This window comes from Pseudomonas sp. FP2294 (assembly GCF_030687625.1).
GTDB lineage: Bacteria > Pseudomonadota > Gammaproteobacteria > Pseudomonadales > Pseudomonadaceae > Aquipseudomonas > Aquipseudomonas shahriarae.
Genome location: NZ_CP117441.1, coordinates 4,174,218 through 4,200,241, shown reverse-complemented (window position 1 = coordinate 4,200,241; position 26,024 = coordinate 4,174,218). Strand labels below are relative to the sequence as shown.

The 26,024-nt window shown below is 59.3% G+C and carries 29 protein-coding genes and 1 tRNA gene; 19 read left to right on the top strand and 11 right to left on the bottom strand.

What is annotated here, in order from left to right; genetic code table 11:
* Window positions 1–16 precede the first annotated feature (16 nt).
* The 9 genes from PSH73_RS18680 to PSH73_RS18640 all read left to right on the top strand — a co-directional run bounded on the left by PSH73_RS18680 (window position 17) and on the right by PSH73_RS18640 (window position 6,090).
* Window positions 17–505, top strand: coding sequence for a translation initiation factor 2 (locus PSH73_RS18680; RefSeq protein WP_115128740.1), 489 nt, complete (start codon window positions 17–19; stop codon window positions 503–505).
* A gap of 160 nt (window positions 506–665) precedes the next feature.
* Window positions 666–920, top strand: coding sequence for a YkgJ family cysteine cluster protein (locus PSH73_RS18675; RefSeq protein ID WP_076961156.1), 255 nt, complete (start codon window positions 666–668; stop codon window positions 918–920).
* A gap of 41 nt (window positions 921–961) precedes the next feature.
* Complete coding sequence (locus PSH73_RS18670) at window positions 962–1,570, top strand: START domain-containing protein (RefSeq protein ID WP_057439582.1); 609 nt, start codon at window positions 962–964, stop codon at window positions 1,568–1,570.
* Between the two features lie 103 nt (window positions 1,571–1,673).
* Window positions 1,674–1,910 (top strand): hypothetical protein, encoded by a 237-nt coding sequence (locus PSH73_RS18665; protein WP_225923814.1) that lies wholly within the window; start codon window positions 1,674–1,676, stop codon window positions 1,908–1,910.
* A 211-nt stretch (window positions 1,911–2,121) separates the two neighbouring features.
* Window positions 2,122–2,463, top strand: a complete 342-nt coding sequence (locus PSH73_RS18660) for a ribonuclease E inhibitor RraB (RefSeq protein ID WP_029299641.1) — start codon at window positions 2,122–2,124, stop codon at window positions 2,461–2,463.
* Window positions 2,464–2,467: 4 nt separating this feature from the next.
* Window positions 2,468–2,854: a hypothetical protein gene (locus PSH73_RS18655; protein WP_162947763.1), complete on the top strand. Its 387-nt coding sequence runs from the start codon at window positions 2,468–2,470 to the stop codon at window positions 2,852–2,854.
* A gap of 71 nt (window positions 2,855–2,925) precedes the next feature.
* Window positions 2,926–4,335, top strand: a complete 1,410-nt coding sequence (locus tag PSH73_RS18650; RefSeq protein WP_305461175.1) for a circularly permuted type 2 ATP-grasp protein — start codon at window positions 2,926–2,928, stop codon at window positions 4,333–4,335.
* A 4-nt stretch (window positions 4,336–4,339) separates the two neighbouring features.
* On the top strand, window positions 4,340–5,290 hold the full coding sequence (locus PSH73_RS18645) for an alpha-E domain-containing protein (protein ID WP_057439581.1): 951 nt from the start codon (window positions 4,340–4,342) through the stop codon (window positions 5,288–5,290).
* On the top strand, window positions 5,287–6,090 hold the full coding sequence (locus PSH73_RS18640; RefSeq protein WP_057960372.1) for a transglutaminase family protein: 804 nt from the start codon (window positions 5,287–5,289) through the stop codon (window positions 6,088–6,090). The genes PSH73_RS18645 and PSH73_RS18640 overlap by 4 nt, the downstream gene beginning before the upstream one ends.
* A 39-nt stretch (window positions 6,091–6,129) precedes the next feature.
* Here PSH73_RS18640 and PSH73_RS18635 read toward each other — a convergent pair whose 3' ends face one another.
* Together PSH73_RS18635 and PSH73_RS18630 are read right to left on the bottom strand one after the other, a co-directional pair.
* Complete coding sequence (locus tag PSH73_RS18635) at window positions 6,130–6,951, bottom strand: cytochrome c (RefSeq protein WP_370694589.1); 822 nt, start codon at window positions 6,949–6,951, stop codon at window positions 6,130–6,132.
* A 145-nt stretch (window positions 6,952–7,096) separates the two neighbouring features.
* Window positions 7,097–7,306 (bottom strand): hypothetical protein, encoded by a 210-nt coding sequence (locus PSH73_RS18630; RefSeq protein ID WP_128592835.1) that lies wholly within the window; start codon window positions 7,304–7,306, stop codon window positions 7,097–7,099.
* Window positions 7,307–7,609: 303 nt separating this feature from the next.
* On the opposite strand from PSH73_RS18630, the gene PSH73_RS18625 reads away from it, so the two are divergent.
* From PSH73_RS18625 to PSH73_RS18615, 3 genes are all read left to right on the top strand, one after another.
* A complete protein-coding gene (locus PSH73_RS18625) occupies window positions 7,610–8,815 on the top strand; it encodes an acetyl-CoA C-acetyltransferase (protein ID WP_057960371.1) in 1,206 nt (401 codons plus the stop codon).
* Between the two features lie 16 nt (window positions 8,816–8,831).
* Window positions 8,832–10,976: a 3-hydroxyacyl-CoA dehydrogenase NAD-binding domain-containing protein gene (locus tag PSH73_RS18620; RefSeq protein ID WP_305461172.1), complete on the top strand. Its 2,145-nt coding sequence runs from the start codon at window positions 8,832–8,834 to the stop codon at window positions 10,974–10,976.
* A 97-nt stretch (window positions 10,977–11,073) separates the two neighbouring features.
* On the top strand, window positions 11,074–11,796 hold the full coding sequence (locus PSH73_RS18615; RefSeq protein ID WP_057439578.1) for an amidotransferase: 723 nt from the start codon (window positions 11,074–11,076) through the stop codon (window positions 11,794–11,796).
* 24 nt (window positions 11,797–11,820) lie between these two features.
* Here the strand turns inward: PSH73_RS18615 and PSH73_RS18610 are convergent, their stop codons facing one another.
* From PSH73_RS18610 to PSH73_RS18600, 3 genes are all read right to left on the bottom strand, one after another.
* Window positions 11,821–12,792 (bottom strand): magnesium and cobalt transport protein CorA, encoded by a 972-nt coding sequence (locus tag PSH73_RS18610; RefSeq protein ID WP_115128735.1) that lies wholly within the window; start codon window positions 12,790–12,792, stop codon window positions 11,821–11,823.
* 79 nt (window positions 12,793–12,871) lie between these two features.
* On the bottom strand, window positions 12,872–13,594 hold the full coding sequence (locus tag PSH73_RS18605) for a 1-acylglycerol-3-phosphate O-acyltransferase (RefSeq protein ID WP_057439577.1): 723 nt from the start codon (window positions 13,592–13,594) through the stop codon (window positions 12,872–12,874).
* A 334-nt stretch (window positions 13,595–13,928) separates the two neighbouring features.
* Window positions 13,929–14,618, bottom strand: a complete 690-nt coding sequence (locus tag PSH73_RS18600) for a crotonase/enoyl-CoA hydratase family protein (protein WP_057960362.1) — start codon at window positions 14,616–14,618, stop codon at window positions 13,929–13,931.
* A 333-nt stretch (window positions 14,619–14,951) separates the two neighbouring features.
* On the opposite strand from PSH73_RS18600, the gene PSH73_RS18595 reads away from it, so the two are divergent.
* Window positions 14,952–15,041 (top strand) — tRNA-Ser (locus PSH73_RS18595).
* 692 nt (window positions 15,042–15,733) lie between these two features.
* Here PSH73_RS18595 and PSH73_RS18590 read toward each other — a convergent pair.
* Window positions 15,734–16,102 carry an antibiotic biosynthesis monooxygenase gene (locus PSH73_RS18590; protein ID WP_169989627.1) on the bottom strand — a complete coding sequence of 123 codons (369 nt, stop codon included), beginning with the start codon at window positions 16,100–16,102 and terminating at the stop codon, window positions 15,734–15,736.
* A 98-nt stretch (window positions 16,103–16,200) separates the two neighbouring features.
* On the opposite strand from PSH73_RS18590, the gene PSH73_RS18585 reads away from it, so the two are divergent.
* Window positions 16,201–16,656, top strand: coding sequence for a MarR family winged helix-turn-helix transcriptional regulator (locus tag PSH73_RS18585; protein ID WP_169989628.1), 456 nt, complete (start codon window positions 16,201–16,203; stop codon window positions 16,654–16,656).
* Between the two features lie 406 nt (window positions 16,657–17,062).
* Window positions 17,063–18,085, top strand: a complete 1,023-nt coding sequence (locus PSH73_RS18580; RefSeq protein ID WP_305461168.1) for an alpha/beta fold hydrolase — start codon at window positions 17,063–17,065, stop codon at window positions 18,083–18,085.
* 10 nt (window positions 18,086–18,095) lie between these two features.
* Here PSH73_RS18580 and PSH73_RS18575 read toward each other — a convergent pair whose 3' ends face one another.
* Window positions 18,096–18,467: a DUF2784 domain-containing protein gene (locus tag PSH73_RS18575; protein WP_057439546.1), complete on the bottom strand. Its 372-nt coding sequence runs from the start codon at window positions 18,465–18,467 to the stop codon at window positions 18,096–18,098.
* A 143-nt stretch (window positions 18,468–18,610) separates the two neighbouring features.
* Between PSH73_RS18575 and PSH73_RS18570 the strand changes: the two genes are divergently transcribed.
* Entirely contained in the window at window positions 18,611–19,300 is a 690-nt protein-coding gene (locus PSH73_RS18570) for an HAD-IA family hydrolase (RefSeq protein WP_057439545.1), read from the top strand.
* Window positions 19,301–19,338: 38 nt separating this feature from the next.
* Here the strand turns inward: PSH73_RS18570 and PSH73_RS18565 are convergent, their stop codons facing one another.
* Window positions 19,339–20,085, bottom strand: a complete 747-nt coding sequence (locus PSH73_RS18565; protein ID WP_057444986.1) for a 3-oxoacyl-ACP reductase family protein — start codon at window positions 20,083–20,085, stop codon at window positions 19,339–19,341.
* 127 nt (window positions 20,086–20,212) lie between these two features.
* Between PSH73_RS18565 and PSH73_RS18560 the strand changes: the two genes are divergently transcribed.
* Window positions 20,213–21,136: a LysR family transcriptional regulator gene (locus PSH73_RS18560; protein ID WP_057960359.1), complete on the top strand. Its 924-nt coding sequence runs from the start codon at window positions 20,213–20,215 to the stop codon at window positions 21,134–21,136.
* 76 nt (window positions 21,137–21,212) lie between these two features.
* The gene (locus PSH73_RS18555) at window positions 21,213–21,692 is read left to right on the top strand and encodes an anti-virulence regulator CigR family protein (RefSeq protein WP_370694605.1); all 480 of its coding nucleotides are present in this window, start codon (window positions 21,213–21,215) and stop codon (window positions 21,690–21,692) included.
* A 14-nt stretch (window positions 21,693–21,706) separates the two neighbouring features.
* Here the strand turns inward: PSH73_RS18555 and PSH73_RS18550 are convergent, their stop codons facing one another.
* The 3 genes from PSH73_RS18550 to PSH73_RS18540 form a co-directional block, all read right to left on the bottom strand.
* Complete coding sequence (locus tag PSH73_RS18550) at window positions 21,707–22,435, bottom strand: aspartate/glutamate racemase family protein (RefSeq protein WP_057439543.1); 729 nt, start codon at window positions 22,433–22,435, stop codon at window positions 21,707–21,709.
* Between the two features lie 15 nt (window positions 22,436–22,450).
* Complete coding sequence (locus PSH73_RS18545; RefSeq protein WP_115128728.1) at window positions 22,451–23,980, bottom strand: NCS1 family nucleobase:cation symporter-1; 1,530 nt, start codon at window positions 23,978–23,980, stop codon at window positions 22,451–22,453.
* Between the two features lie 498 nt (window positions 23,981–24,478).
* Window positions 24,479–25,213 carry a phosphoadenylyl-sulfate reductase gene (locus PSH73_RS18540; RefSeq protein ID WP_057960355.1) on the bottom strand — a complete coding sequence of 245 codons (735 nt, stop codon included), beginning with the start codon at window positions 25,211–25,213 and terminating at the stop codon, window positions 24,479–24,481.
* Between the two features lie 154 nt (window positions 25,214–25,367).
* Between PSH73_RS18540 and thrH the strand changes: the two genes are divergently transcribed.
* On the top strand, window positions 25,368–25,985 hold the full coding sequence (gene thrH, locus PSH73_RS18535) for a bifunctional phosphoserine phosphatase/homoserine phosphotransferase ThrH (RefSeq protein WP_057439541.1): 618 nt from the start codon (window positions 25,368–25,370) through the stop codon (window positions 25,983–25,985).
* Window positions 25,986–26,024 lie beyond the last annotated feature (39 nt).

Here is a 26,024-nt window from a genome sequence, read left to right as displayed (position 1 = left end):
TAATGCTGTAGGCGATATGACTTATATTTTTCCTGCCGCGCTGTTGATCTGTCTGGCGGGCCTGTGCAACGCCACGCCTGTACTGGCAGCACCTGCCAGTGCGCCGATCGTGCTGGCAGCCGCTGAACAAAAGCCGGCCCCGGCTAAAAAAACGGTCCAGGCGAAAAAGCCCGCCCCGGTTAAAAAAGCCGCCAAGGTGAAAAAGCGCGCACCTACCGCCAGCAAATCCAAGTCGGCCCGTGAAGTGGCCCAGACCAAGCTGGCGCCTGCACAACTGGACCTCAGTCTGCCCCAGGAAATGGTCCGCCATCTGCAGCCCCTTGGCACCATGCCGCAACCTAGAAACGTACCGTTGTTGCCGCCGATGTTTGATGAGAAGCCGGTCGATAACAGTGCATTCCAGATCAACGGGCGTTTGCTCAGCAATGAAATGCAGTTGCAAATGCGCAATGAAGAGCGACGCGACGTTGAAGGCGCGGCTCTGGATTTTGAATTCAAGAATTAATCTTCCCCGCAAAGTGACCTGATCCACTGACCTTCTGTCGCAGACTGGTCGGTCACTTTTGTTTTCTGCGAAAAACCCCTGTTAGACCATTTTAAAACGGATGTTTTAGGGCGTACTCTAGCCCGGCCATCAACACTATGTCGTCGAGGACCTGTTGGTCATGAAATGCCGTGAAGGCTGTGGCGCCTGCTGTATAGCCCCCTCCATCAGTTCGCCGTTGCCCGGTATGCCTAATGGCAAACCCGCAGGCGAACGCTGCCTGCATCTGTCGGTCGAACAGCTGTGCCAATTGTTTGGCCAGCCGGAGCGGCCTGCGGTGTGCGGTGCCTTTGCGGCAGATCTTGAGGTCTGTGGTAGTAGCCAGGAAGAAGCGATCAGGTTGATCGGCTGGTGGGAGCAGATGACGGCGGCTTAGTGGGCTTTAATGTCAGAACTTCAACAATAAGGAATACACCAATGGGTTCGCTGAAACGAATGGCTGTGTTGTGCGGTTTTACGGTGTTGTTTGCGGCTGCTGCACAGGCAGAAGAGTGGCAGGTTGCCAAGGATGAAGAAGGCATCAAAGTTGCCTTGAGTGAAGTGGCTGGCTCCAAGTACAAGGCTTATCGCGGCGTTACTGTGATCAAGGCGCCATTGGCCAAGGTCCAGGCCCTGCAGGACGACGTCGTCGGTGCCTGTAAGTGGATTCACGAATGCAAGTCGCAGAAGTTGCTCAAGAAGGAAGGCGACAAGAGCTGGACCTACACCCAGTTCAAGGCGCCGTTCCCGGTGACCGATCGTGACTCGATCCTGGAAATCACCACCACCCAGGCTGCCGATGGCAGCGTGACCCGCAAGCTGCTGGAAGTACCCACCTATCTGCCGGAAGAGAAGGGTTATGTGCGTGTGGCCCAGGTAGAAGGCTTCTGGAAACTGGTGCCCAAAGGTGCCGACCAGACCGAAGTGACCTACCAGGTCCACACCGAGCCAGGCGGCAGCGTGCCTTCCTGGTTGGCCAACAAGTTTGTGGTTGAAGCCCCCTTCAACACCTTGAAAGCCCTCAAGGCAGCGGCCGAGAAGCCGTAAGCCCAACCGATCAGGTGCCTCCTGCCTTGAGTGGAACGATCGCCGCGCCCTCAAGGTCCAGATAGGTATAAGCCCATCCATGGGCTTTATCGAGGAGGCACTGATGCAAAACTGGCAAGTTACCTTCGTTGATGATCACGGCGTGCAGTCCGTGGAGCAGTTCAGCTGCGCGCAAAAGCCCAGCCTCGAAGTCGCCGCACAGATGATTCGCGCCAAATTACTGCCCATCCCCGCCAAACTGGACCTCAATGACCTGGACGGTCGCATCGCCGAACCGACGGTGAAAAGCCTGAAGGATCAGAACAGTATCCAGATCCTCGACATCTCTCCCGCCCCCTGAATATTCCCTGTACGTTGTTAAAGCGCTGCTGGTGGAGCTGATAGCTTCGCGCTACTCTGCAAGGGAGATCAGCGAATGAATCGCTAAGGTCTGGTCTTGTCAGCTACATGCTTGTTTTCCTGCGGCGATGTCATTGCCGTCCACCTGCGCTGTTCACGCGCAGGCCCTGGGAAGCACGGAAAGTCTATCCATCGGTTCAGGAGGACGTTTCATGAGCACAGCCTATCAAGAAGACATCAGCACCCACGTGTTACGCCGCATGAAAGAGGGCGGCTTTGACTTTTCACGTTTCCACCCCATCGAGTTCTACGCCATTTTCCCGGACGAGGAACGTGCGCGCCGGGCTGCGGGTCGGTTTCGTGGCGAGTCGATCAATGCCCAGGTCAGTGCGCGGGATGATGGCGCCTGGTTCCTGGAATTAAGCAAAGTCATGTTCGCCACCTATGACGGTATAGGTGATTTCGAGCAGGACTTTGAGGCGGTAGTCGAGCCCTTGGGCGGGATTATCGAAGGATGGGGTGTGAAGCACGAGGTTCGTGGGTTACCCATGTAGTCGCATGATCAATAAAGCAGCGTATCGGCTGACCCTTGGGTCGGCCGATTTTGTTTGTGGCGCGGCAAAGTACTGGGAACTTATTGCGAAAAATCCTCCACAAAAAAAAGGCCACCCGAGCAGGGTGGCCAAAAGGGAAGACCGGAAAGAAGGGGAACCGGTCGGTACTTGCACGAGCAAATTACCGGCGGTGCTGTGGGGATGCTGTAGGACGAATCCTGTTCAGCGAATGTGGGTGATTATCCGCAGGCTTTCCCGGGCAGTGAAATCAACTCTGACTATGCTGGTGATAGGCAATGCCTGCGTCGCTTTGAAGCGCGCGTGGCAACGCGCGGGCGTTAACTGCACCAGGACGGTGCGTAGCAGCCTTTTACTGTATCCAACTGATTGATACTTAAGTGTTTATGCCGCTGGCACGGGCCTTGCGACAGTCCGTTGCGTCCGGGTGACAAGGAGTTCGGCATGATCCGCACTTATTACGATGAAATGTACGATGAGGTCGGCCAGGTCCGGCCTCACTATCGCGAGTTTGCCCGCTGGCTGGCTGAAACCCCGACCGAACTGCTGGCCCAGCGCCGCCGTGAAGCGGATCTGCTGTTTCACCGCGCCGGTATCACCTTCACCCTGTACGGCGACGAACAGGGCACCGAGCGCCTGATTCCCTTCGATACCATCCCGCGCAGCATTCCCGCCAGTGAGTGGCGGGTGGTCGAACGTGGCTGTATTCAGCGGGTCAAGGCATTGAACCTGTTCCTCGCCGACCTGTATCACGACCAACGCATTATCAAGGCCGGGATTATTCCTGCCGAGCAAGTGTTGGCCAATGAGCAATACCAACTGGCGATGCAGTGCCTGGACCTGCACCGTGGTCTCTATTCCCACGTCTCTGGGGTCGATCTGGTACGGGATGGCGACGGCACGTACTACGTGCTGGAAGACAACCTGCGCACCCCCAGCGGTGTGAGCTACATGCTCGAAGACCGTAAGATGATGATGCGCCTGTTCCCTGAACTGTTCGCCGCCCAACGCATCGCGCCGATCGACCATTACCCCAACCTGCTGCTCGACACCCTGAAAAGTTCCAGCCCGCTGGACAACCCCAGTGTGGTGGTACTGACGCCAGGGCGGTTCAACAGTGCGTTTTTCGAACATGCGTTTCTCGCCCGGGAAATGGGCGTGGAACTGGTGGAGGGCGCCGACCTGTTCGTGCGTGACGACCGGGTATTCATGCGCACCACCGACGGGCCCAAGGCGGTGGACGTGATCTACCGGCGTCTCGACGATGCCTACCTCGACCCGTTGGCCTTCAACCCGGAGTCGATGCTCGGCGTGCCGGGCCTGCTGGCCGCCTATCGCTCGGGCAATGTGGTGCTGGCCAATGCCATTGGCACCGGGGTGGCGGATGACAAATCGGTGTATCCCTTCGTCACCGACATGATCCGCTTTTACCTGGATGAAGAACCCATTCTGAAGAACGTTCCGACGTTCCAGTGCCGCAAGCCTGACGAGCTGTCCCATGTACTGGCCAATTTGCCAGAGCTGGTGGTCAAGGAAACCCAGGGCTCCGGTGGCTACGGCATGCTGGTCGGGCCAGCCGCCACGGCCGCCGAGATCGAAGCCTTTCGCGCACGGATCAAGGCCAAGCCCCATGCCTACATTGCCCAGCCGACCCTGTGCCTGTCGACGTGCCCGACCTTTGTCGAAAACGGCATCGCACCGCGGCATATCGACCTGCGGCCGTTCGTCCTGTCGGGCAAGGAAACCCGCGTGGTGCCGGGCGGGCTGACCCGTGTCGCGCTGCGTGAAGGCTCGCTGGTGGTCAACTCGTCCCAGGGTGGCGGCACCAAAGACACCTGGGTGGTGGAGGATTGAAGCCATGTTGAGCAGAACTGCCTCGGATTTATATTGGATGTCGCGCTATCTGGAGCGCGCGGAAAACCTCGCGCGCATGCTGGATGTCAGCTATTCGCTGTCGCTGATGCCCCAGGATGGACGCGGCGATGGCCTGCACGAACTGGCCATGCCCCTGCTGATCACCGGCACCCTGGACGACTATCACGCGCGTCACGGCGAATTGCATGCCGAGCGTTTGTTGCACTTCTTTGCCCTGGACGCCGCCAATCCGGCGAGCATCTACAGTTGCCTGGGTGCCGCCCGCGCCAGTGCCCATGCCGTGCGTGGGCGAATCACCGCCGACATGTGGGAAAACATCAACGCCACCTGGCTGGATATTCGCGTCATCGCCCAGGAAGGCCTGAGCCGTTATGGCATGAGCCGTTTCTGCGAATGGGTCAAGGAACGCTCCCACCTGTTTCGCGGCGCCACCTACGGCACCATCATGCGCAACGACGCTTTTCGCTTTATTCGCCTGGGCACCTTTATCGAACGGGCGGACAACACTTTGCGCCTGTTGGATGCCCGCTACGAGATGGCCGGTGACCAGGCCGAAGTGGTGATTGATGGCACCGCCCACGCCTACTACCAATGGAGTGCGCTATTGCGGGCCTTGTCGTCGTTCGAGGCCTACACCGAAATCTACCGTGATGCCCCTGGCGCTCGTCAGGTGGCCGAACTGTTGCTGCTGCGTGCCGATGTGCCGCGCTCTTTGCGCGCGTGCAGCGAAGAAATCGACCAGATCCTCGCCAGCCTGCCCGGCCTCAACGGCCGCCCGGCGCAGCGCCTGGCCGCCGAGATGGACGCGCGCCTGCGCTTTACCGCGATTGACGAAATCCTCGAGGAAGGCCTGCACGCCTGGCTGACCGACTTCATCCCCCTGGTGCGCCAGTTGGGTAACGCCATTCACCATTCCTACCTGGAGGCGGCATGAGACTTTCCATCAGCCACGAAACCACCTACCGCTATGAAGACCAGGTGCGCGCAAGCATCCAGTACCTGCGCCTGACCCCTCACGACAGCGAGCGCCAGCATGTGCTCAGTTGGCAGCTGGATCTGCCGCGTCCGGTACGGGCCCAGTTGGACCCGTTCGGCAATATCCTGCATGTGCTGACCCTGGATGAGCCCCATGAATCAATCATCATCGGCGCCAGGGGCCAGGTGGATATCGACGAGTGGCGCGAGGCCGAGCATGACAGCCAGTCGCCATTTCCTTTCCAGCGTTGCACGCGCCTGACCGAGCCGGACGAGGCCCTGCGCGCCTTTGCCGAGCAGCACTGCGGCAAGCGCCGGGATCGCACTGCCCTGATTGACCTGATGCACGCCCTCAACCAGCACATAGCCTATGTGCCGGGCGCCACCCAAGTGGAGACCAGCGCGGCCGAGGCGTTCGCCGGGCGGGCCGGGGTTTGTCAGGATCATGCCCATGCCTTCCTGGCCTGCGCGCGCAGCCTGGGGATCGCCACGCGTTATGTGTCGGGGTATTTGTACAGCGAGGACAGTGAACACCTGGCCAGCCACGCCTGGGCCGAAGCCTGGCTGGATGACGCTTGGTATAGCTTCGATGTGACCAACCAGTTGGCGCGCCCGGAGCGGCATTTGAAACTGGCAGTGGGCCTGGATTACCTCGATGCATGCCCGGTGCGCGGCATGCGCCGTGGCGGCGGGCACGAGCAGATGCATGCCAGGGTATTTGTGGCACCGAGCCCGGTGATTCTGGTGCAGCAGCAATAATCCCCGCCGCATCCTGCTGAAGCCGGCTAGCCGGCTCTATCAGTGCGCGTCGGTTTTGCGCGTGGCCATATGCTTCAAATACCCTACCAGCAACTCCAGGTCGGCATCCGGCAACACGCTGGCGGCAAACGCTGGCATTTTGGCTTGCGGCCAATGCCTCAGGCTCTGGGGATCACGGATATAACGCTTGAGGAAGTCGCCGCCGAAATACTCGGTCGGGCTGTAGGGCAGATTCAGATCCGGCCCTACCTGCGCGTCACCCGCGCCGTTCAGACGATGACAGGCCAGGCAGTTTTTCTGAAACAGGGCAAACCCCTGGTTGATCGGGTCATTCACCGCCAGCGCCGGGTCCGGCAGCAGCGCCGGGAAGCGTTCGGCAACGGTTCTCAGCTGTTTGATCGTCGAGATCTGAAATGGCCATTGTTCCGGGTTGATCCCGCTCGCCTGGGGCCGGGTCCATACCAGATAGAACGGCCCGGCACTGGGTTTGCCAGTGGCCAGTGGCGGCCAAGGATGAACCGGATCTTCCACCGCCAGCCACGCCTGGGCGCCGCTTTGCTGAAGCAGCGGTGCGGCGGCCAGTTCGGCGGCAAAACCATCCAGCGCCACCGCCTGCACATGGTTATGCGCCAGCAGGCCCGGTAAGAGTGCGGCCAGCGGCACCGCGCGATAGGTCATAGTGCGCTTGTAGGAAACGTCATCGACGATCTGCACGGTCTGCGCAGCCGGGTGCTTGAGCAGGTCTGCGGTTTGCCACGTGGTGCGGCTGTGATCCAGCTCGATGGTCAACGAGGCGGCGTTGGCGGGGTAGGCCAGGATCAGCAGCAACAGAACGATAAGGTGTTTCAAGGCAGGGCCCATCCGGCAATGGCGATAGGGTCTCAGGATACCGGACAACCACCACCAAACCGCAGGCAAAAAAGGCAGCCCCGGTTACGGGAACGCTCTAGGCGGTTTCCCGGACGGTGCTGCCAAAAGCTTGAGTATTCAGGTGTGATCGGCCCGCTCAACCAATGATCTTGGTCAGGTTGGGCAAAATCAGAATCAGTGTGGTGGCGAAGAGAATAAGCCCCGCCTGGCGAACTTTCGATTGTTTGAACATGGCTGACTGCCTTTTGTTGTTATTCCTGAGCCAAGCACCATCATTGACTACATTAAGCCGGCTAGATGGCATTTTTCTTACAGCTGCTCCAGCAAGACCCGGCAGCAGCGTCATACACTTCTTACTGATTCAACCTTAGAGCCCTTGTCGGGCTTGACTTAGAACGCTTTCGTATCAAGTTATATTGAAAGCCGTTTAAAAAAGCATGAGGCATATAGCCATCTCCGCCCCAGCCCCTTGGCTAGACAGCTAAAACGATTAACCCGGTGTTTCCGATAGTCTCCTACCGTTCGTCTGAGCGTGGTCGTCAAGGTCAATGAGCGCATCGGTCATTGAATCTGCCCTCGCGGCGCTTAAGGTAAGGGCACGGTCGGCTCTCCCCTTGAGAGCTCCATTGCACAGTGGTTCGAGGACGTCATGACCCAAGCTTTGATCTTTGATGCGATACGTACGCCCCGGGGCAAAGGCAAGGCTGATGGCGCCTTGCACAGCGTCAAGCCGGTGAACCTGCTGGCCGGCTTGCTCACCGCCCTGCAACAGCGCAACGACCTGGACACGCGCCAGGTGGATGACATTGTGCTCGGTTGCGTCACGCCGGTCGGGGATCAGGGTGCGGACATCGCCAAGACCGCCGCGCTGGTGGCCGACTGGGACGTCAGCGTCGCCGGTGTGCAGGTCAACCGCTTTTGTGCGTCGGGCCTGGAAGCGGTCAACCTCGGTGCGATGAAAGTACGGTCCGGCTTCGAGGACCTGGTGGTGGTGGGCGGTGTCGAGTCCATGTCCCGCGTGCCCATGGGCAGTGACGGCGGTGCCTGGGTGCTGGACCCGCAGACCAATATGCACAGCCACTTCACGCCCCAGGGGATTGGCGCCGACCTGATTGCCACCCTGGAAGGCTTCTCCCGCGAAGATGTCGATGCCTTCGCCTTACACTCCCAGCAGAAAGCAGCGCGGGCCAGGTCAGAGGGTTCCTTCAAGAAATCCCTGATCCCGGTGCAGGACCAGAACGGGATCGTGTTGCTCGATCACGACGAATTTATCCGTGGCGACTCAACGCTCGAGGGCCTGGGCAAGCTCAAGCCGAGCTTCGAAATGATGGGGCAGATGGGCTTTGATGCCACGGCGTTGCGGGTCTACAGCCATGTCGAGCGCATCCAGCATGTGCATACACCGGGTAACAGCTCCGGGATTGTCGATGGCGCGGCCTTGATGCTGATCGGCTCCGAGGCCCGTGGTCGTGAACTGGGGCTGCATGCGCGTGCGCGCATCGTTGCCACGGCGGTGACCAGCACCGACCCGACCATCATGCTTACCGGCCCCGCGCCCGCCACTCGCAAGGCCCTGGCCAAGGCCGGCCTGCGGGTCGAGGACATCGACCTGTTTGAGGTCAACGAAGCCTTTGCCTCGGTGGTGCTCAAGTTCATCAAGGACATGGGCATCGACGCTGCCCGGGTCAACGTCAATGGCGGCTCGATTGCCATGGGCCACCCGCTGGGGGCCACGGGGTGCGCGATCCTCGGCACCTTGCTCGACGAACTGGAGGCGCGCCAGCAGCGCTACGGCCTGGCCACACTCTGTGTGGGCGGCGGCATGGGTATCGCCACCATTATCGAACGCCTCTGAGCCTAAGGAATTTGTCATGACCGACGCCATTCGTTACGAAAAAGGCCAGGACCAGATCGTGGTGCTGACCCTCGACATGCCCGGCCAGAGTGCCAACACCATGAACGCAGCCTACCGCGAGGCCATGGCCGCCACCGTCGCGCGCCTGGACGCGGACAAGGACGCGATTGCCGGGGTCATTATTACCTCGGCGAAAAAAACCTTCTTTGCCGGCGGCGACCTCAATGAACTGATCAAAGTCGACACGCCCCACGCCAAGGCGTTCTACGACATGGTCCTGGGCCTGAAGGCGCAACTGCGCAGCCTGGAAACCCTGGGTAAACCGGTGGTGGCCGCGATCAACGGCGCGGCCCTCGGCGGTGGCTGGGAGTTATGCCTGGCGTGCCAGCACCGTGTGGCGCTGGATCACCCGGCCGTGCAGGTCGGCTTGCCGGAAGTCACCCTCGGCCTGCTGCCGGGCGGCGGCGGGGTGGTGCGCATGGTGCGCATGCTGGGCCTGGAGAAGGCTTTGCCGTACCTGCTGGAAGGCAAGAAGATCAGCGCGCAAAAGGCTCTGCAGGCCGGGTTGATCGACGAATTGGCGGCAGATCGCGACGAACTGCTGGCCAAGTCCCGGGCCTGGATCCTGGCCAATCCAACGGCCAGGCAGCCTTGGGATATCAAGGGTCATCAGATCCCCGGTGGCACACCGTCCAACCCCAAAGTCGCACAAATGCTCGCCATTGCGCCGTCGATCCTGCGCAGCAAAACCAATGGCTGCTTCCCCGCGCCGGAGAAAATCCTCTGTGCCGCGGTGGAAGGCGCCCAAGTGGACTTCGACACCGCACACCTGATCGAGACCCGCTATTTCACCGAACTCACCACCGGCCAGGTGGCGAAGAACATGATCGGCACCTTCTGGTTCCAGCTTAACGAAATCAATGCCGGTGGCTCACGCCCTGGGGGATTTGCGCCGTATGTCACACGCAAGGTCGGCATCCTCGGCGCCGGCATGATGGGTGCGGGGATTGCCTATACCAGCGCATCGGCGGGCGTGGAGGTGGTGCTCAAGGACGTCACGCTGGCGGCGGCAGAGAAGGGCAAGGCCCACTCGGCAGCGTTGCTGGACAAGAAGGTCAGCCGTGGGCAACTGACCCCTGAGCAGCGCGAAAGCACCCTGGCGCGGATCCATCCTACCGATAGCGATGCCGACCTGGCCGGTTGCGACCTGATCATCGAAGCCGTATTCGAAGACCGCGACCTCAAGGCCAAGGTCTCGGCCGCCGCCCAGCAGGTGGTAGGCGCTGACGCCGTGATCGCTTCCAACACGTCCACCTTGCCCATCAGCGGCCTGGCGAGCGCGGTGCCTGATCAAGGCAAGTTTATCGGCCTGCACTTCTTCAGCCCGGTGGAAAAAATGCCCCTGGTGGAAATCATCAAGGGCGCCAACACCAGCGACGAAACCCTGGCTCGTGGTTTTGATTTCGTACTGCAAATCAAGAAGACCCCGATTGTGGTGAATGACAGTCGCGGCTTCTTCACCTCGCGGGTGTTCGGCACCTTCACCAATGAAGGCATTACCCTGCTCGGCGAAGGCGTGGCCGCGCCGATGATCGAGACCGAGGCGCGCAAGGCCGGGATGCCGATTGGCCCGCTGGCGATCTCTGACGAAGTTTCCCTCAGCCTGATGAGCCATATCCGCCAGCAGACAGCCAAGGATCTGCATGCCGAAGGCAAGGCACTGCCCGAGCATCCGGCGTTTGCAGTGATTGACCTGCTGCTCAATGAGTACAAGCGCCCAGGCAAGGCGGCGGGCGGTGGTTTCTACGAGTACCCCAATGGTGGCCAGAAATACCTGTGGCCAGAACTCAAGGTGCGTTTTGAAAAGCCGGGCCAACAGATTTGCGCCCAGGACGTGCGCGACCGCCTGCTGTTTATCCAGGCCATCGAAACGGTACGGTGTGTGGAGGAGGGCGTGTTGATGTCCACTGCCGATGCCAATATCGGCTCGATCTTCGGCATCGGCTTTGCGGCCTGGACCGGCGGGGCGCTGCAGTTTATCAACCAGTATGGGCTGAACGACTTTGTGGCCCGGGCGCGTTACCTGGCCGAGCAGTATGGCGAGCGCTTCAGCCCGCCAGCGCTGTTGCTGGAAAAAGCCGCCCAGGGCACGACGTTCTAACCTCCCGACCGGGCATGGGTGGGGCTTGCCTTGAAAGGGTATTTCAAGGCAGGCTGGTGGGTGTGCGTTATTCCCATCACCGTGTCAGGTATTTTTTATGTCGCTACGCGTCTGCATTCTGGAAACCGATATCCTGCGTCCGGAACTGGTCGATCAATATCAAGGTTACGGGCAGATGTTCCAGCGCCTGTTTTCGCAGCAGCCGATTGCCGCCGAATTCGTCGTCTACAACGTCATGGAAGGTCACTATCCGGCGGACAGCGAAGTGTTCGACGCCTACCTGGTCACGGGCAGCAAGGCCGACTCCTTCGCTACCGACCCGTGGATCGAAACCCTCAAGGCCTACCTGTTGAACCGCTATGAGCGGGGCGACAAGCTGCTTGGCATCTGTTTCGGCCATCAACTGCTGGCGCTGCTGCTGGGCGGCAAGAGCGAGCGTGCGAGCCAGGGCTGGGGCGTGGGCACCCACAACTATCAATTGGCCGCCAAGGCACCGTGGATGAGCCCGGTGGTGGAAGAATTGACCCTGTTGATCAGCCATCAGGATCAGGTCACGGCATTGCCGGAAAACGCCACGGTGATCGCTTCCAGCGACTTTTGCCCGTTTGCTGCCTACCACATCAATGACCAGGTGCTGTGCTTCCAGGGCCACCCGGAATTTATCCACGACTACTCCCGGGCCTTGCTCGATATCCGCCAGCTCAACCTGGGCGAGCAGATCTATCAGCAAGGTGTCGCCAGCCTTGCACGCGACCACCACGGCGTGACCGTGGCGGAATGGATGATGCGTTTTGTGGCCCACAAGCCGCAGGTTGCCTGACTGTGAGCGGTCGGGGTGGGCAGGCTACAGCCACCCCGAGCGCTTGAAGCTGGCCCACAACCCCGTGCACCCCGTCGCGATAAACCCCAGCACCGCAAAATAGCCGTAGTGCCATTGCAGCTCCGGCATATTCTGGAAGTTCATCCCGTAGATCCCGGCCACCGCCGTGGGGAAGGCGAGGATCGCCGCCCAGGCTGCAAACTTGCGCTGCACCACGCTCTGGCGCGAGGCTTCCAGCAGCACGCCGATCTCGATGGTCTGGCTGGCGATGTCGCGCAGGGTCGAAAGGTCTTCCATCTGCCGCGTGACGTGGATCTCCACATCGCGGAAGTACGGGCGCATGTTCTTGTCGATAAACGGGAAGTCCAGCTTCTGCAGTTCCTCGCTGATTTCCACCATCGGCGCCACATGCCGGCGCAGCCGCAGTACGTCGCGGCGCAGGCCATGCAGGTTCTGGATATCGCGCTCATTCAGGGAGTTGCACAACACGTTGTGCTCCAGCGCGTCGATCTCGGCATGAATCGCCTCGCTCACCGGCTGGTAGTTTTCGGTGACAAAATCCAGCAGCGCATAGAGTACGAAATCCTCCCCGTGCTCCAGCAACAGCGGCCGCGCCTCACAGCGCTGGCGCACATAGCCGTAGGACGCCGAGTGGCCGTTGCGCGCGGTGATGATATAGCCTTTGCCGGCGAAGATATGGGTCTCGATAAACTCCAGCTTGCCCTCATGGCGCACCGGCGAGTAGGTCACGATAAACAGTGCGTCGCCAAAGGTTTCCAGCTTGGGGCGGCTGTGTTTTTCCAGGGCGTCTTCGATGGCCAGTTCATGCAGGTTGAACTGGCGTTGCAGGTTGGCCAGCTCCTGGGCGTCGGGCTCTTCCAGGCCGATCCACACAAAGTGACCGGGCTTGGCTGCCCAGGCGGCGCCTTCATCGAGGGTGATATTCTGGATTTTTTTCCCGGCGCTATAGACGGCCGCCGCAACAACTCTACCCATAATGCTGATCGCTTCTTTACAAGTGGCAGTAACCGGCCAGCTTAGCCTGAAACGCCACCTTGTAGGAGCCGGCTGGCCTTCAGGGTTGTTGCAGTGCTTGATCCATGGCTTCAATACACTCGACCATCTGCCCCCGGCATTTCTCCATCAACTCGGGCATGTCATCCATCGTCAATCCTGCTGTAGGAATTGGCGCTAATGACCGGATCAAAATATCGCCACTGTTCCAGCGATTGAGTTTCATATGGGTCACATAGGTACTGACGCACACCGGCACAATCGGCACCCCGGCGGCAATCGCCATCTGGAACGCGCCCTTCTTGAACGGCAACAACGATTCGCCCAGGTTGCGCGTGCCTTCCGGAAACACCCAGATCGAAGTTTCTTCGTGTTGCAGGGTATGGGTGGTGGTCAACATCGAGCGCCGCGCCTTCTGCGCATTGCCCCGGTCAATCAGCACATTGCCCGCCAGCCAGAACAGCTGGCCGAAAAGTGGCACCCACTTCAGGCTCTTCTTACCGATGCATACGGTGCGATAGGGCACTACGTTGCCGAATACGAACAAATCATAGTTGGACTGGTGATTGGCAATAATCACGCAACTGTTCGGCTTGTCGCGCAGCGAATCCACTTGTGCCTTGACCTGCAGGCGTAGGATCCACATGGCGGGCAGGGCATACAGGCGTGCGCACAGGCGACTGTTATCCGGGTTGAACGGCCGGCACACACCCAGCAATACTCCGAGCACACCGGCGATCAGAAAATGCAGGCCCATCAATAACATGCGTAAACAATAAAGCATCGACACGGCCCATCGGGACAAAAGGTGGCGCAGTGTACGGACGTGCACTGTATTCGGCAATTACCCCAGTAGAGGTAGGAGATGGGCGATGTTTAAGGACATGTTTCAGCAGATGGAGACAGATGCCATCTAGAGCGGCTGCAAGGCGATTAACACTAGGCCGTAAGAAGAATCCCTGTGGCGAGCGGGCTTGCCCGCGTAGGGCTGCGAAGCAGCCCCAAAACTACCTGTAGGATCTGACTGGATAATTGCGGTGGCTTTAAAGGGGCTGCTCTGCAGCCCTACGCGGGCAAGCCCGCTCGCCACGGGCTTTGATTGAGGCCGGTGTGGGTGATTAGCCCAAATGTTCCTGGTCCTGGATGATCGCGTTATCCAGCAACTCCAGCAGGGCCTTCCGCACCTTCAGCTTGGTGTGCTTGTGGGCATTCATATTGATCTTCTTCAACTGCCGCGCCGCTTCCAGGGCCGCGGCTTGCAGCTCTTCGGGTGCCACCACCTTATCGAGGAAACCGGCGCTCAGGGCGTCCTGCGGGGTGAACATCTCGGCATTGATCACCGAACGATGAAACGCCGACTTGCGCAAGCGATCCCGCGCCAGCTCAATCCCGGCATGGTGCATGGTCATGCCGATCATCACTTCATTCAGGCCAATGCTAAAGGGCCCCTCGACACCAATCCGGTAATCGGCCGACAACAACAGGAACGCCCCCTTGGCCACTGCATGCCCAGGGCACGCCACAATCACCGGGAACGGGTGCGACAACAGCCGGCGCGCCAGGGTCGAACCCGACGTCACCAGGCTGACCGCCTCTTTAGGGCCAGCCGTCATCACTTTCAAATCATAACCACCCGACAGAATCCCCGGCGTACCGGTGATAATCACCACCGCACGATCCTTCTCGGCCTGGTCCAGCGCTTCATTAAACGCACTGACCACGGCAGGGGAAATGGCATTGACCTTACCGTTGCTCAAGGTCAGGGTCGCGATACCGTCTTCGAGGTGGTAGGCAATCAACTCACTCATGACGCGATTCCTTGTAATACGTTTAATAGAAGGGCAGGCCGCAGACGTTACCCAGCATGACCGCCCCGGTAAAGCGCCATGACTGACTGGCCAGTCAGACTTTCCCCAACCACCGGGCCTGCAGCAGCCTACGACAGCGCTCGCCAGCCCCTGCGCACGCCTGCCGACAAGCCTTGAAAATGGCACAATCGCCACCCTTCACCCCGCGCCGCAGAGAAGGGAGCCGAGATAACCGTCTAAGCGCATGAAAATTCTGAAAAAAACCTTTGCCATCGGAAAAGCTTTCGACTACATTAGCGCGCCTCGACAGACTGAATCAGTTTGACGAGATACGGTGAAGTGTCCGAGTGGCTTAAGGAGCACGCCTGGAAAGTGTGTATACAGGAAACTGTATCGAGAGTTCGAATCTCTCCTTCACCGCCACATTAAGTAAACACAAACCCCCGGTTTTCCTAGAGAAAGTCGGGGGTTTGTGGTTTTTGGCATCCCAAAAATGGCTCCATGGGACCGCCGTGGGCCTGGCGCTCTATTTGGTGCGAAAATGTTAGGCTTGCTGCTCCTGCTTGAGTGATCATTGGACTGCCGTTTCGGCTCAGCTCCTGGTGATCTGCGGTCAACGAATCTATGTCTTATGTGGGGGGGCAGACCTTCCTAGTCCACTGCTTAGTCGCAAGCCATCACGCGCGTTTAATCCCATCAACATTAGATTGGCTGCACCAGCAATCAGCTCTATTACCTGCACCGTGTAAAAACGCGCGTCAAAGGTTCCCGCTGATGCCCATATATTGAGTGCAAGCGCGCATGGCACAAGTACTAATAAGCCGTTAGCGGCAATGAACGGCATTCGCTTCTTCTTCGCATCCACTATGCGCCCCCGCCGTACTCGGCTGAGAAACGTTCCACTTGCCCCAGCCAGAATCATCGCGGGGATAAGTACCCATAGCCCAGGGCTCACTATTAAATGCTTGATCTGAGCTACTGAACTTTTGGTTCCCATTGTTTCGGAAAGAAGGGTTGATAAAAAGAATGTGGCAATGCACAGCAAAGCCAATAGGCTGGCTGTCACGTGGAGTCTTTTGAGCATTGATCAAATACCTGAGTTTTTAGGCGTTATTTCAAGCCGTGCAAATGTTCGGCACCGCTATTTTGGTGAATAGATGTGGCATGCCCGATGCACTTGAGGGGTATCGCCTTAGAGCGTTGGTGAAGTCCGGATGACTGAAGGCTTCCCGGAACCGCTCGACCGATTCCCATATGGCGTAATTCATGAACATATTGCTTCCACCGATGGCCTGATGGAGCTGAGTCGAAATGAAGCCGGCGCGCTGCTTCATCCAATTTGCATCTAGCTCCCATGCACGGAGGAGGTCAGATATGTCGTTTTCATCGACAGTAAAGAGGTTGACCAGTACCACGGGGGACTCGGTGCACCGGAGCTGTTTACTGATAGGTACAACTGGATCAAGCGGGCGAATAGAAAGCATGACGATCTCCAACATGTAAACATGATGACAGTTTGGTGCTATGAGCTTAAAAGCTAGCTCAATTGACATCATGGTGTCAATGTGGAAGAGTTTTCACCATGAATAAGCCCAATTACACTCCCGCTGGACGCGCCATGACCGATTTGGTCCTTGAGATCTTTCGAGCAAGTGCGCGAATGATCACCGCAGGTGATCGACTCGTTGCTGATATAGGTCTCACAAGTGCTCGTTGGCAGCTTCTTGGAACGATCATCAATGCTGATCGTCCGCAACCCGTGTCATGGATCGCCCGAGATATGGGGGCCAATCGTCAAAACGTACAGCGAATCGTCAATGATCTCGTGAAGGATGGCTTGTTGGAGTTTCAGCCGAATCCTCACCATCTCAGGGCACAGCTTGTTGTGCTTACAGACGCTGGAAAAGAGGCGTTCAATCGCGCAATGAGTCTTCAAACTCCATGGATTAACGAGCTTGCTAAGGGGATGGACGTGGCTGAAATTCAGACGACTCATCAGGTTTTGAGCCAGCTTCGCAGCCGTCTTGAGGCTGACTAAAAGAGTTAGCGCCTCGCTACCAATAACGCCGCTTATGTAAAAAAGGCCCCCATACCTCAGCCAGGTCTGGGGGCCTTTTTGTGTGGGCATGGAAACCAGGCCCCGTAGGACTGGTATATCAGTCCCCTCGCCAAAGATATTGGTGTCGCTGACGCGCCTGCCGGGGCCGGGATCTGCGACGACTTCCGGCCCCGCTTTACCGTGGATGTGCAGTTGTGGGCGAAGACGACGAACGGGTAGTTTCGAATATCTTCTTCACCGCCACATTCTGAAGCCACAACCCTCCAGTTTTCCTAGAGAAAAACGGGGGGCTATGATTTCTGCTGCATGGAAAACAGCAATATGGGAATAATGTGGAAACACGCAGAGCCCCTGCGTGTACTCGCTCCCCTCAAGGAAGATCCCATTGAAAGCAGCCCTAGTCGCTCTGCTCTTCACCTGCGCCACCACCACGGCCCTTGCCACTAACAACCCTGTCGGCTTCCAAACCTCGACCCTGGCAGACCCAAACAAAGAACGCCCGCTGGAGATGGTGGTCTGGTACCCCAGCTCCACCACTGCCACGCCAAAGGTGATTGACGACAACCCGGTGTTTTTCAGTGCCCTGGCTGTGCGTGATGCGCCTGCGGCGGTGGGGGAGTACCCGTTGGTGGTGCTTTCCCATGGTTTCGGCGGCAGTTGGGGCAACCAGGTGTGGTTGGCCAGTGCGATGGCCCAGCGGGGGTTTATCGTGGTGGCGGTCAATCATCCTGGCACTACCAGTAAGGACCGCAGTGCTCAAGCCGCCGCGCAGTTATGGCAGCGGCCGGTGGATATTCGTCGCGCTATCGACGCGGTGCTGGCGCAGCCAAAGCAATTTGGCAAGGTACAGCCCGATCGAATTGCGGTGGTGGGTCATTCGCTGGGCGGTTGGACGGCGCTGGAAGTCGCCGGTGCCCGTTTCGACCCCGAGCGTTTTGCCCAGGACTGCAAGGTTCACCTGCAGTTGGCCCCTTGCGCGGTCTACCAGCAGATGAACCCAGTGCAGGCGCCGTTGGCAGCGGATTTGAGTGACAAGCGGGTCACTGCCATTGTTTCACTGGACCTGGGCCTGTCCCGTGGCTTTACCGATCAAAGCCTGGCGGCGTTGCCGGTGCCGACGTTGGTGATTGCTGCGGGCGTGCCCTCAACGGAGCTTCCCGCCGAGTTGGAATCCGCTGACTTGGCCAAGCGCCTGCCAGCGGCAGCGACGCGCTATGTCGAAATCAGCGACGCCACTCACTTCAGCTTTATGGCCGTGTGCAAGCCGGGCGGGGAGGCGTTGATTGAAGAGAGTTCGCCGGGCGATGGCATGATCTGCCGTGATGGCGCAGGCGCCCGGCCCCGTGAGGTGATTCAGCAGCAGGTCACGTCACTGATTGTTGAGTTTCTGGCGCAGCCAAAAGGCTAGGCCAACACGTTCAGTTCCCCGCCCGTGGCCCTCGCCTGATCAGGCGTGCGTACACCGCAATGTTAATCAGCAAGACCAGGGCGCCCAGGCCCAGTTGGATCTGTGGCGTCAGCCCCGCGGGGTAGATCAGGGCAATGATGTAGTGCTCGATAAATCCTGCGCCATAACCCTCTTGCCCGGCGAGGTGGCGCAGCAGGTTTTCCCAGCGGGTCAGGGGGCAGGGCAGGTGGAAGACTTCTACGGCAACGCCCCAGGCCGCGGCGGGCAGGTGCAGCCACATGACCGGTCGCCACTTGAGGGCAAGCAGGCCGCCGAACAATACGAACAGGATGAAGCCAAGGTGAAACAACACCAGGGAGTCGGCAGCGAGTCGCAAGAGCATAGAAGGGGTCGCGTCAGGTGAGGCTGCCAAGTGTGCTGGATAGAGCCGCTTGAAACCAGAGGCGGGCGGTTGCGGTTGCTTGTAGGCCCGAGGCCCCGTTATTGTGCTGAATCCTTTTAGTCATCTGCCACGGATCTGTTGTGATGAACGCACCGCGTACTGCTGTTGGCCCGATCAAGGCCGTGATTTTCGATATGGACGGGTTGTTGCTGGATACCGAGGGTATCTACACCGAAGTCACGCAGATCATCGCCGAGCGCTACGGCCGTACCTACGACTGGGGCATCAAGCAGCACATCATTGGCCGTGGCGCCCAGGACCTGGCCGAGTATGTGGTCAAGGCGCTGGACTTGCCGATCACGCCTGAGGAGTTCCTGCGTATCCGTGAGCCCTTGATGAGCGAGCGTTTCCCCAAGGCGCTGGGCATGCCGGGCGCCGAGGCGTTGGTGCGGCATTTAAGTGCGCACAACATCCCGATAGCCGTGGGCACCAGTTCGTCGCGCAATTCGTTTGGGCACAAGACCACGTTGCACCGCGAATGGTTTGGCTTGTTCGGTACGATTGTCACCGCCGACGACCCTGAAGTTGGCGCAGCCAAGCCTGCGCCGGACATCTTCCTTACCGCTGCCCGCCGCCTGGGCGTTGCGCCCGAGGATTGCCTGGTGTTTGAAGACTCACCGTTTGGCGTGACCGCTGCCAAGGCCGCGAACATGACTGCCATCGCGGTGCCCGACGAAGCCATGGCCGACAGCAAGTACGCTCACGCTGACCAGATCATCCGCAAGCTCGCGGAGTTCGATCTGGCTGCGTATGGCCTGCCGCCAATGCGCTGAGCGTTGCAAGAGCCGGCAAGCCGGCTCTTATAGGGTGTTCAGGCGCTGAAACCGCCATCAATGGTCAGGCTGGCGCCGGTGATGTAACCGGCTTCCGGCCCTACCAGATAGGCGACAAAGCTGGCCACTTCCTCGACGTGCCCATAACGACCCACCGCCATAAAGCCAATCAGGCTCTCGGCAAATTCACTGTCGGCCGGGTTCATATCGGTGTCCACCGGGCCCGGTTGTACGTTGTTGATGGTAATCCCCCGTGGCCCCAGGTCGCGCGCCAGGCCTTTGGTCAAACCCACCAGCGCGGCTTTGCTCATGGCATAGGGGCCGCCACCGGCGAAAGGCATGCGCTCGGCGTTGGTGCTGCCGATATTGATGATGCGACCCCCTTCGCCCATGTGCCGGGCAGCTTCCTGGGTGGCAATAAACACGCTGCGCACGTTAATGGCCAGGGTCTGGTCAAAGTCTTCCAGTTTGAAATCCTCCAGCGGGCCGACCGCCAGCACCCCGGCGTTGTTCACCAGGATATCCAGGCGCCCGAACGCGTCGACAGTGGCATTGACCGCATTGCGAATGGCCACGGCATCGGCGCTGTCGGCGTGAATCGCCAGGGCCTTGCCGCCGTCGCTGATCACGCTGTTCTGCAGGGCCTCGGCCTTGGCCGCAGAGCTGACGTAAGTAAAGGCAACGGCTGCACCTTGCGCGGCCAGGCGCTTGACGATGGCGGCGCCGATGCCGCGGGAACCGCCCTGGATCAAGGCAACTTTGCCGCTGAGGTTTTGCGTGGTCATGTCGATCTCCCAATGATGCAAGGCGCAGGTGCCTTGTTGTTGGCACCGAGTATTGCCCTCGCGGGCATCCCTCGGTAGACCGTGATTGCTATAGTCTGTGTAAACCAAAAGTTTAGAGTGGTGCGATATGGAAAGCTTCGGCAGTATCGAATGCTTCGTGCGCAGTGCCGAAGGCGGCAGCTTTGCCGAAGCGGCCCGGCACCTGAGCCTGACGCCGGCCGCCGTCGGCAAAAGCGTGGCCAAGCTTGAAGCGCGCCTGGGGGTGCGGCTGTTCCAGCGCAGCACCCGGCGCCTCACATTGACCGAAGCCGGCAAGCTGTTTCTGGAGCAGGTCAGCGCCAGCCTCACCACCATCCAGAATGCCGTGGCCAACCTGGCCAGCGCCGAAGGCCGGCCGGTGGGCACGCTCAAGGTGAGTATGGGCACGGTGTTCGGCAACCGTTATGTGGTGCCGTTGCTGGCGGAGTTTCTGCGGCGTTTTCCCGATATCAGTCCGGATTGGCATTTTGATAATCGCCAGGTCGACCTGATCGGCCAGGGCTTTGACGCGGCCATTGGCGGCGGGTTCGAGCTGCCCCAGGGGGTGGTCGCCCGCAAGTTGACCCCGGCCCACCGGATTCTGGTGGCCTCGCCCGATTACCTGGCCAAGCGCCTGCCCGTGCGCGTCCCCGAAGATTTGGGGCTGTGCAATGGGATCCTGATCCGCTCGCCGCAAACCGGCCGCGTGCGCACCTGGCAACTGACCAACCGCGCCCGCGAACAGCGGCCGTTGATGCTCAAGCCACGCATGACCATGGGCGACTCCGAAGCCGCGTGCTGCGCCTGCACTCAAGGTTTGGGTATTGCCCTGGTCAGCATGCCGATGGCCGTGCCGTTCCTCGACAGTGGCGCGGTGGTGCGGGTGCTGCCGGACTGGTACGTCGATGACGGCAACATCTCCCTGTACTACGCCGAACACAAGTTGCTGCCGGGCAAGACCCGGGTATTTGTCGACTTCATCCTCGAGCAGTTTGCCGAGCAACGCCTGGCGCAGCGGTTCAGCGCGGTATAGCACTCACTGCTGAACTTGCTGCCCGCCAGTGTTCTAAGCTGATACGGGCCAATGGGGCTTGCGACTGTCGAGACCGATCATGTCCATATCACGCGCTTTACTCGTATTTACCAGCCTGGCGTTGATTGCAGGCTCCCCGGCGCTGCTGGCCGATCCCGGCAACGGCAACGGCAACGGCAACGGCAACGGCAAGGACAAAGGCAGTGCCCATGGCAATAAGGGTGGTGGCCAGGGTAATCAGGGCCAGGGTGGTGGCAAGAAGGGTGCAGGCGCCCATTACAGCGGCCCGCAAATTGATATCGGGGGTGTGCGGGTAATCCTTGGTGACAACCGCGACTACTGGCGCGGTGGTTCGTCCCTGCCGCCGGGCATCCAGAAAAACCTGGCCCGTGGCAAACCCCTGCCACCGGGAATCGCCAAGAAACTTGATGGGCGCCTGTTGGGGCGGCTGCCCCATTACGACGGCTACGAATGGCAACAGGCTGGCACCGACCTGATCCTGGTGACGATTGCCACCGGGATCATTTATGAAGTGCTCAATGACGTCTTGAACTGATCGAGATCGGCGATTCAGCGTGCGAACCTGCCCGGCCAACCGATGATGTTCTTTGGCCGGGGTGTCCCATAGGTGCGCACCTTCGACGTCGACAACCCCAGCCTCACCAAGGATTCGGCCAGGGTTACCGCTGCAGTCACGCCATCCACCACCGGCACGCCGGTGCGTTGGCGGATCTGTTCATCCAGCCCGGCCATGCCGCCGCAACCCAGGCAGATCACTTCAGCCTTGTCTGCGCTGATGGCCAGTTCGGCTTGGCGCACAATCGCTTCCATGGCCCGCAGCGGGTGCTCCTCCAACTCCAGTACCGCCATGCCGCTGGCCCGTACGGAGGCACAGCGTTCATACAGCCCGGAGAGCTTGAGCCGGTCTTCGATCAGCGGCACCGTGCGATCGAGGGTGGTGACCACTGAGTAAGCATGGCCGAGGAACATCGCGGTGCTGGCGGCAGCATCGGTGATATCCACCACTGGCACGTCCAGCAACTCCTGCAGGCCTTCGCGGCCATGTTCGCCATAACCTGCCTGGATCACCGCATCGAAGGGCTGATCGTAGGCCATTACTCGGTCCATCACCGCAATGGCCGCCAGATAACTTTCGAAATTGCCTTCCACTGATTCGGCACCAAAAAACGGCGTCAGCCCGACAATTTCGGTGCCCGCTGCCGCCACGCTGCGAGCCTGTTGGGCAATGGCTTGGGTAATGGATTCGGTGGTGTTGACGTTGACGACGAGAATGCGCATGGGATGACCTCCTGATCAATGACTGACGTTGTCGACAGCGATGCTCTCGCCGCTGATATCGGCATAAAACGGCTGACGCTTGGCGATCAGCAGATACAGCACCCCGGCAATGCCAGCGCCAAACAGCCAGGAGAACGGCGAGACGCTGGCAAACCCCGGCAACAGCGCCAGGACAATGGCAATCACCGCAGCCGGGACAAACGCCGCCACTGCCCGCAGGTTCACCCCGTGGCTGTAGTAGTAAGCGCCGTTGGGGTCTTCGCTATACAACTGCGGCACGTCGATCCGGCCCTTACGGATCAGCCAGTAATCCACCATGATCACGCCATACAGTGGGCCCAGCAGCGCGCCCAGGCCGGAGAGGAAATACACAATCACCAGCGGGCTGTTGTAGAGGTTCCACGGCAGGATGAGCACCGCGAGGAACGCGCTGATCAGCCCGGCGCGCCGGAAGTTCAGGTACTTGGGGGCCAGGTTGCTCAGCACAAAGGCCGGGGCAACGAAGTTGGCCATGATGTTCACCGCCACGGTGACGATCAGGAATGCCAGGCAACCCAGCACCAGGAACAAGGTATTGGGAATGGCCGCGATGATCTGCGTGGGGCTTTCGATTACCTGGCCATTGAGTTGGAACTGCCCGCCGCACAGCAGCACGGTGATGATTGCGAACACCAGGATGTTCACCGGCAGGCCCCAGAAGTTGCCGACCTTGATGGTCTTGCGGCAAGGCGATGAGCGGGCGAAGTCGCAGAAATTGAGGATCAGGGTGCCGTAGATCGCCAGCCACAAGGCGCCGCCGGCAAAGATATTGCGCCACATCTCGCCACCGCTCAGGGGCTCGCGGATCGACCAGGCGATTTGGCCGTCGGCCTGGAAGTACATCCAGCCGGCCAGCGCCGCGACGGTCAGTAGGATAACGGGGCCGGCAAAGCCTTCGTAGCGTCGGACCATTTCCATGCCGTAGGCCAGAATCACCAGTTGCACAAACCAGATCATCACAAAACATGCCCAGCCCAAGGTGGACAGGCCGAGGATCGTGTTGTGGTCGTAGTCGGCAAATCCTGGATTAATCGCCACCAGCAGTACGCGAAAGACGACGGATGCGAGGTAGGTTTGAATCCCGAACCAGGCGATGGCAATCACGGCGCGGATCAACGCAGGAATTTGCGCGCCATGTATACCGAAACTTATCCGGCTGATCACCGGAAACGGCACACCGGTTTTCTGGCCCATGTAGCCGGACAGGTTCATAAAGAAATACACCAACGCCGCGCCGATCCCTAGCGACAACAGAATCTGCCAGGCACCGAGGCCCAGGGCGTACAAGCCGATGGCAAAGGAGTAGTTGGCGATGTTGTGCACATCGTTGGTCCACAGGGCGAAGATGCTGTAGCCACCCCAGCGTCGACCTTCGACTTTGGTGGGCGCCAGGTCCTTGTTGTGCAGGCGTGGGCTCAGCACCAGCGGGCCGGAGTTTGCCGCCGTGGGGTTGGCTGTGGAGGAGGGCAGATCCAGTGCAAGGTTATTTGAGAGACTTGTAGGCATGCCGGCAGGCTCCTGGCATCTGCAGCGAGCGCGAGGGTTAGGCGCGGCTAGCGTGCGGACACGAAGTGTATGTGGGTTGTTGTTTAAGTTGTATACAAAAACTCCAACTCCATAAGCCACTTGTGTGCCAGGTTTATATCTAACAAAACTGTCACTAATTTCGTTTTTATAGGTCGATTGAGTAACCGGCTGAATTTGAAGAAATATAAATTGACCGATTGAACAGGAATTTATTTTTTGGCGGGGATATGGGAATCAAGAATGTAGGAAGTTAGCAGAAATGGGGTGTAACGTTTCGGTGCGTAATGATTAAAGTGCACACAAAAATGGCACTGTTGGTTACGTTTGTGTGTACAGGTTTAATGGTCGCTGGAAACAAATGTGGGAGCTGGCTGGCCTGCAATGGCGCCCGGTATTCAATTACACCGAGGTGATGCCATTGCAAGCCAGCCAGCTCCCACACGCGCTTGTTGCGAGATTTTTCGCAGGCGAGGCTTTTCAGGCCTTGCTGATGATATTTCCCGCGTGCAGCCCACATTCCTTCTGGGTTGCTTCTTCCCACCACCAGCGGCCTTCACGCTCGTGCTGGTTCGGCAATACCGGACGGGTGCAGGGTTCGCAGCCGATGCTGATAAAACCGCGCTCATGCAGGCTGTTGTACGGCAACTCGAGCATGCGGATATAACCCCAGATCTCTTCACTGGTCATTTGCGCCAGCGGGTTGAACTTGTAGAGGGTGCGCTCGGGGGTGGAGAAGGCGCTATCGACTTCCAGGGCCGCCACCTGGCTACGGGTGCCGGGGCTCTGGTCGCGGCGCTGGCCGGTGGCCCAGGCACGTACGCCGGAGAGTTTGCGGCGCAGCGGTTCGATCTTGCGCACGCCGCAGCATTCGCCATGGCCGTCCTTGTAGAAGCTGAACAGGCCCTTTTCCTTGACGAAGGGTTCCAGCTTGCTCTGGTCCGGCGAGATCAATTCGATATCGATCTTGTAGAAGTCCCGCACCTGCTCGATAAACCGGTAGGTCTCCGGGTGCAGGCGGCCGGTGTCGAGGCTGAAGACCTTGACGTTTTTGTTCAGCTTCCAGGCCATATCCACCAGCACCACATCCTCGGCACCGCTGAAGGAAATCCACAGGTCATCGCCGAACTGGCTGAACGCCAGCTTGAGGATGTCCTGGGCGGACTTGTTGGCATAGGTCGCGGCGAGTTCAGCGACGTCGAAGGCTTGGTTCATCAGGACGGTTCCTACAGGTCAGTGGCGCTGAGCGCTCTATAGGAGTGGGATGTTAACAAAATCCGCTCTGCGTTGCGGTGGCCAGCGCGAATCGCTAGAGTTCGGCAGTCCTTTTGCTCGCTCAACTGAAAAAAAATCCAAATGGGAGTGTCTTGTGGAAATTGCCTGTCTCGACTTGGAAGGGGTGCTGGTTCCGGAAATCTGGATCGCCTTCGCTGAAAAAACCGGTATTGAATCCTTGCGGGCCACCACCCGGGACATTCCCGACTACGACGTCCTGATGAAGCAACGCCTGCGCATTCTCGACGAGCACGGCTTGAAGCTGTCGGACATTCAGGAAGTGATTGCCACCCTCAAACCGCTGGAAGGTGCGATCGAGTTCGTCGACTGGCTGCGCGAGCGCTTCCAGGTGGTGATCCTGTCGGACACCTTCTATGAATTTTCCCAGCCGTTGATGCGTCAACTGGGCTTCCCGACCCTGCTTTGCCACCGCTTGATCACCGATGAAAATGACCGGGTGGTGAGCTATCAACTGCGCCAGAAAGATCCTAAGCGTCAGTCGGTGCTGGCCTTCAAGACCCTGTACTACCGGGTAATCGCTGCAGGCGATTCCTACAACGACACCACCATGTTGGGTGAGGCGGATCGTGGGATTCTGTTCCATGCACCGGAAAATGTGATTCGCGAGTTCCCGCAATTCCCGGCGGTGCATACTTTTGAGGACTTGAAGAAAGAGTTCATCAAGGCGTCGAACCGTTCGTTGAGCCTGTAAGTTATTGAGCGAGGCTGGTTGCCTCATCGCGAGCAAGCC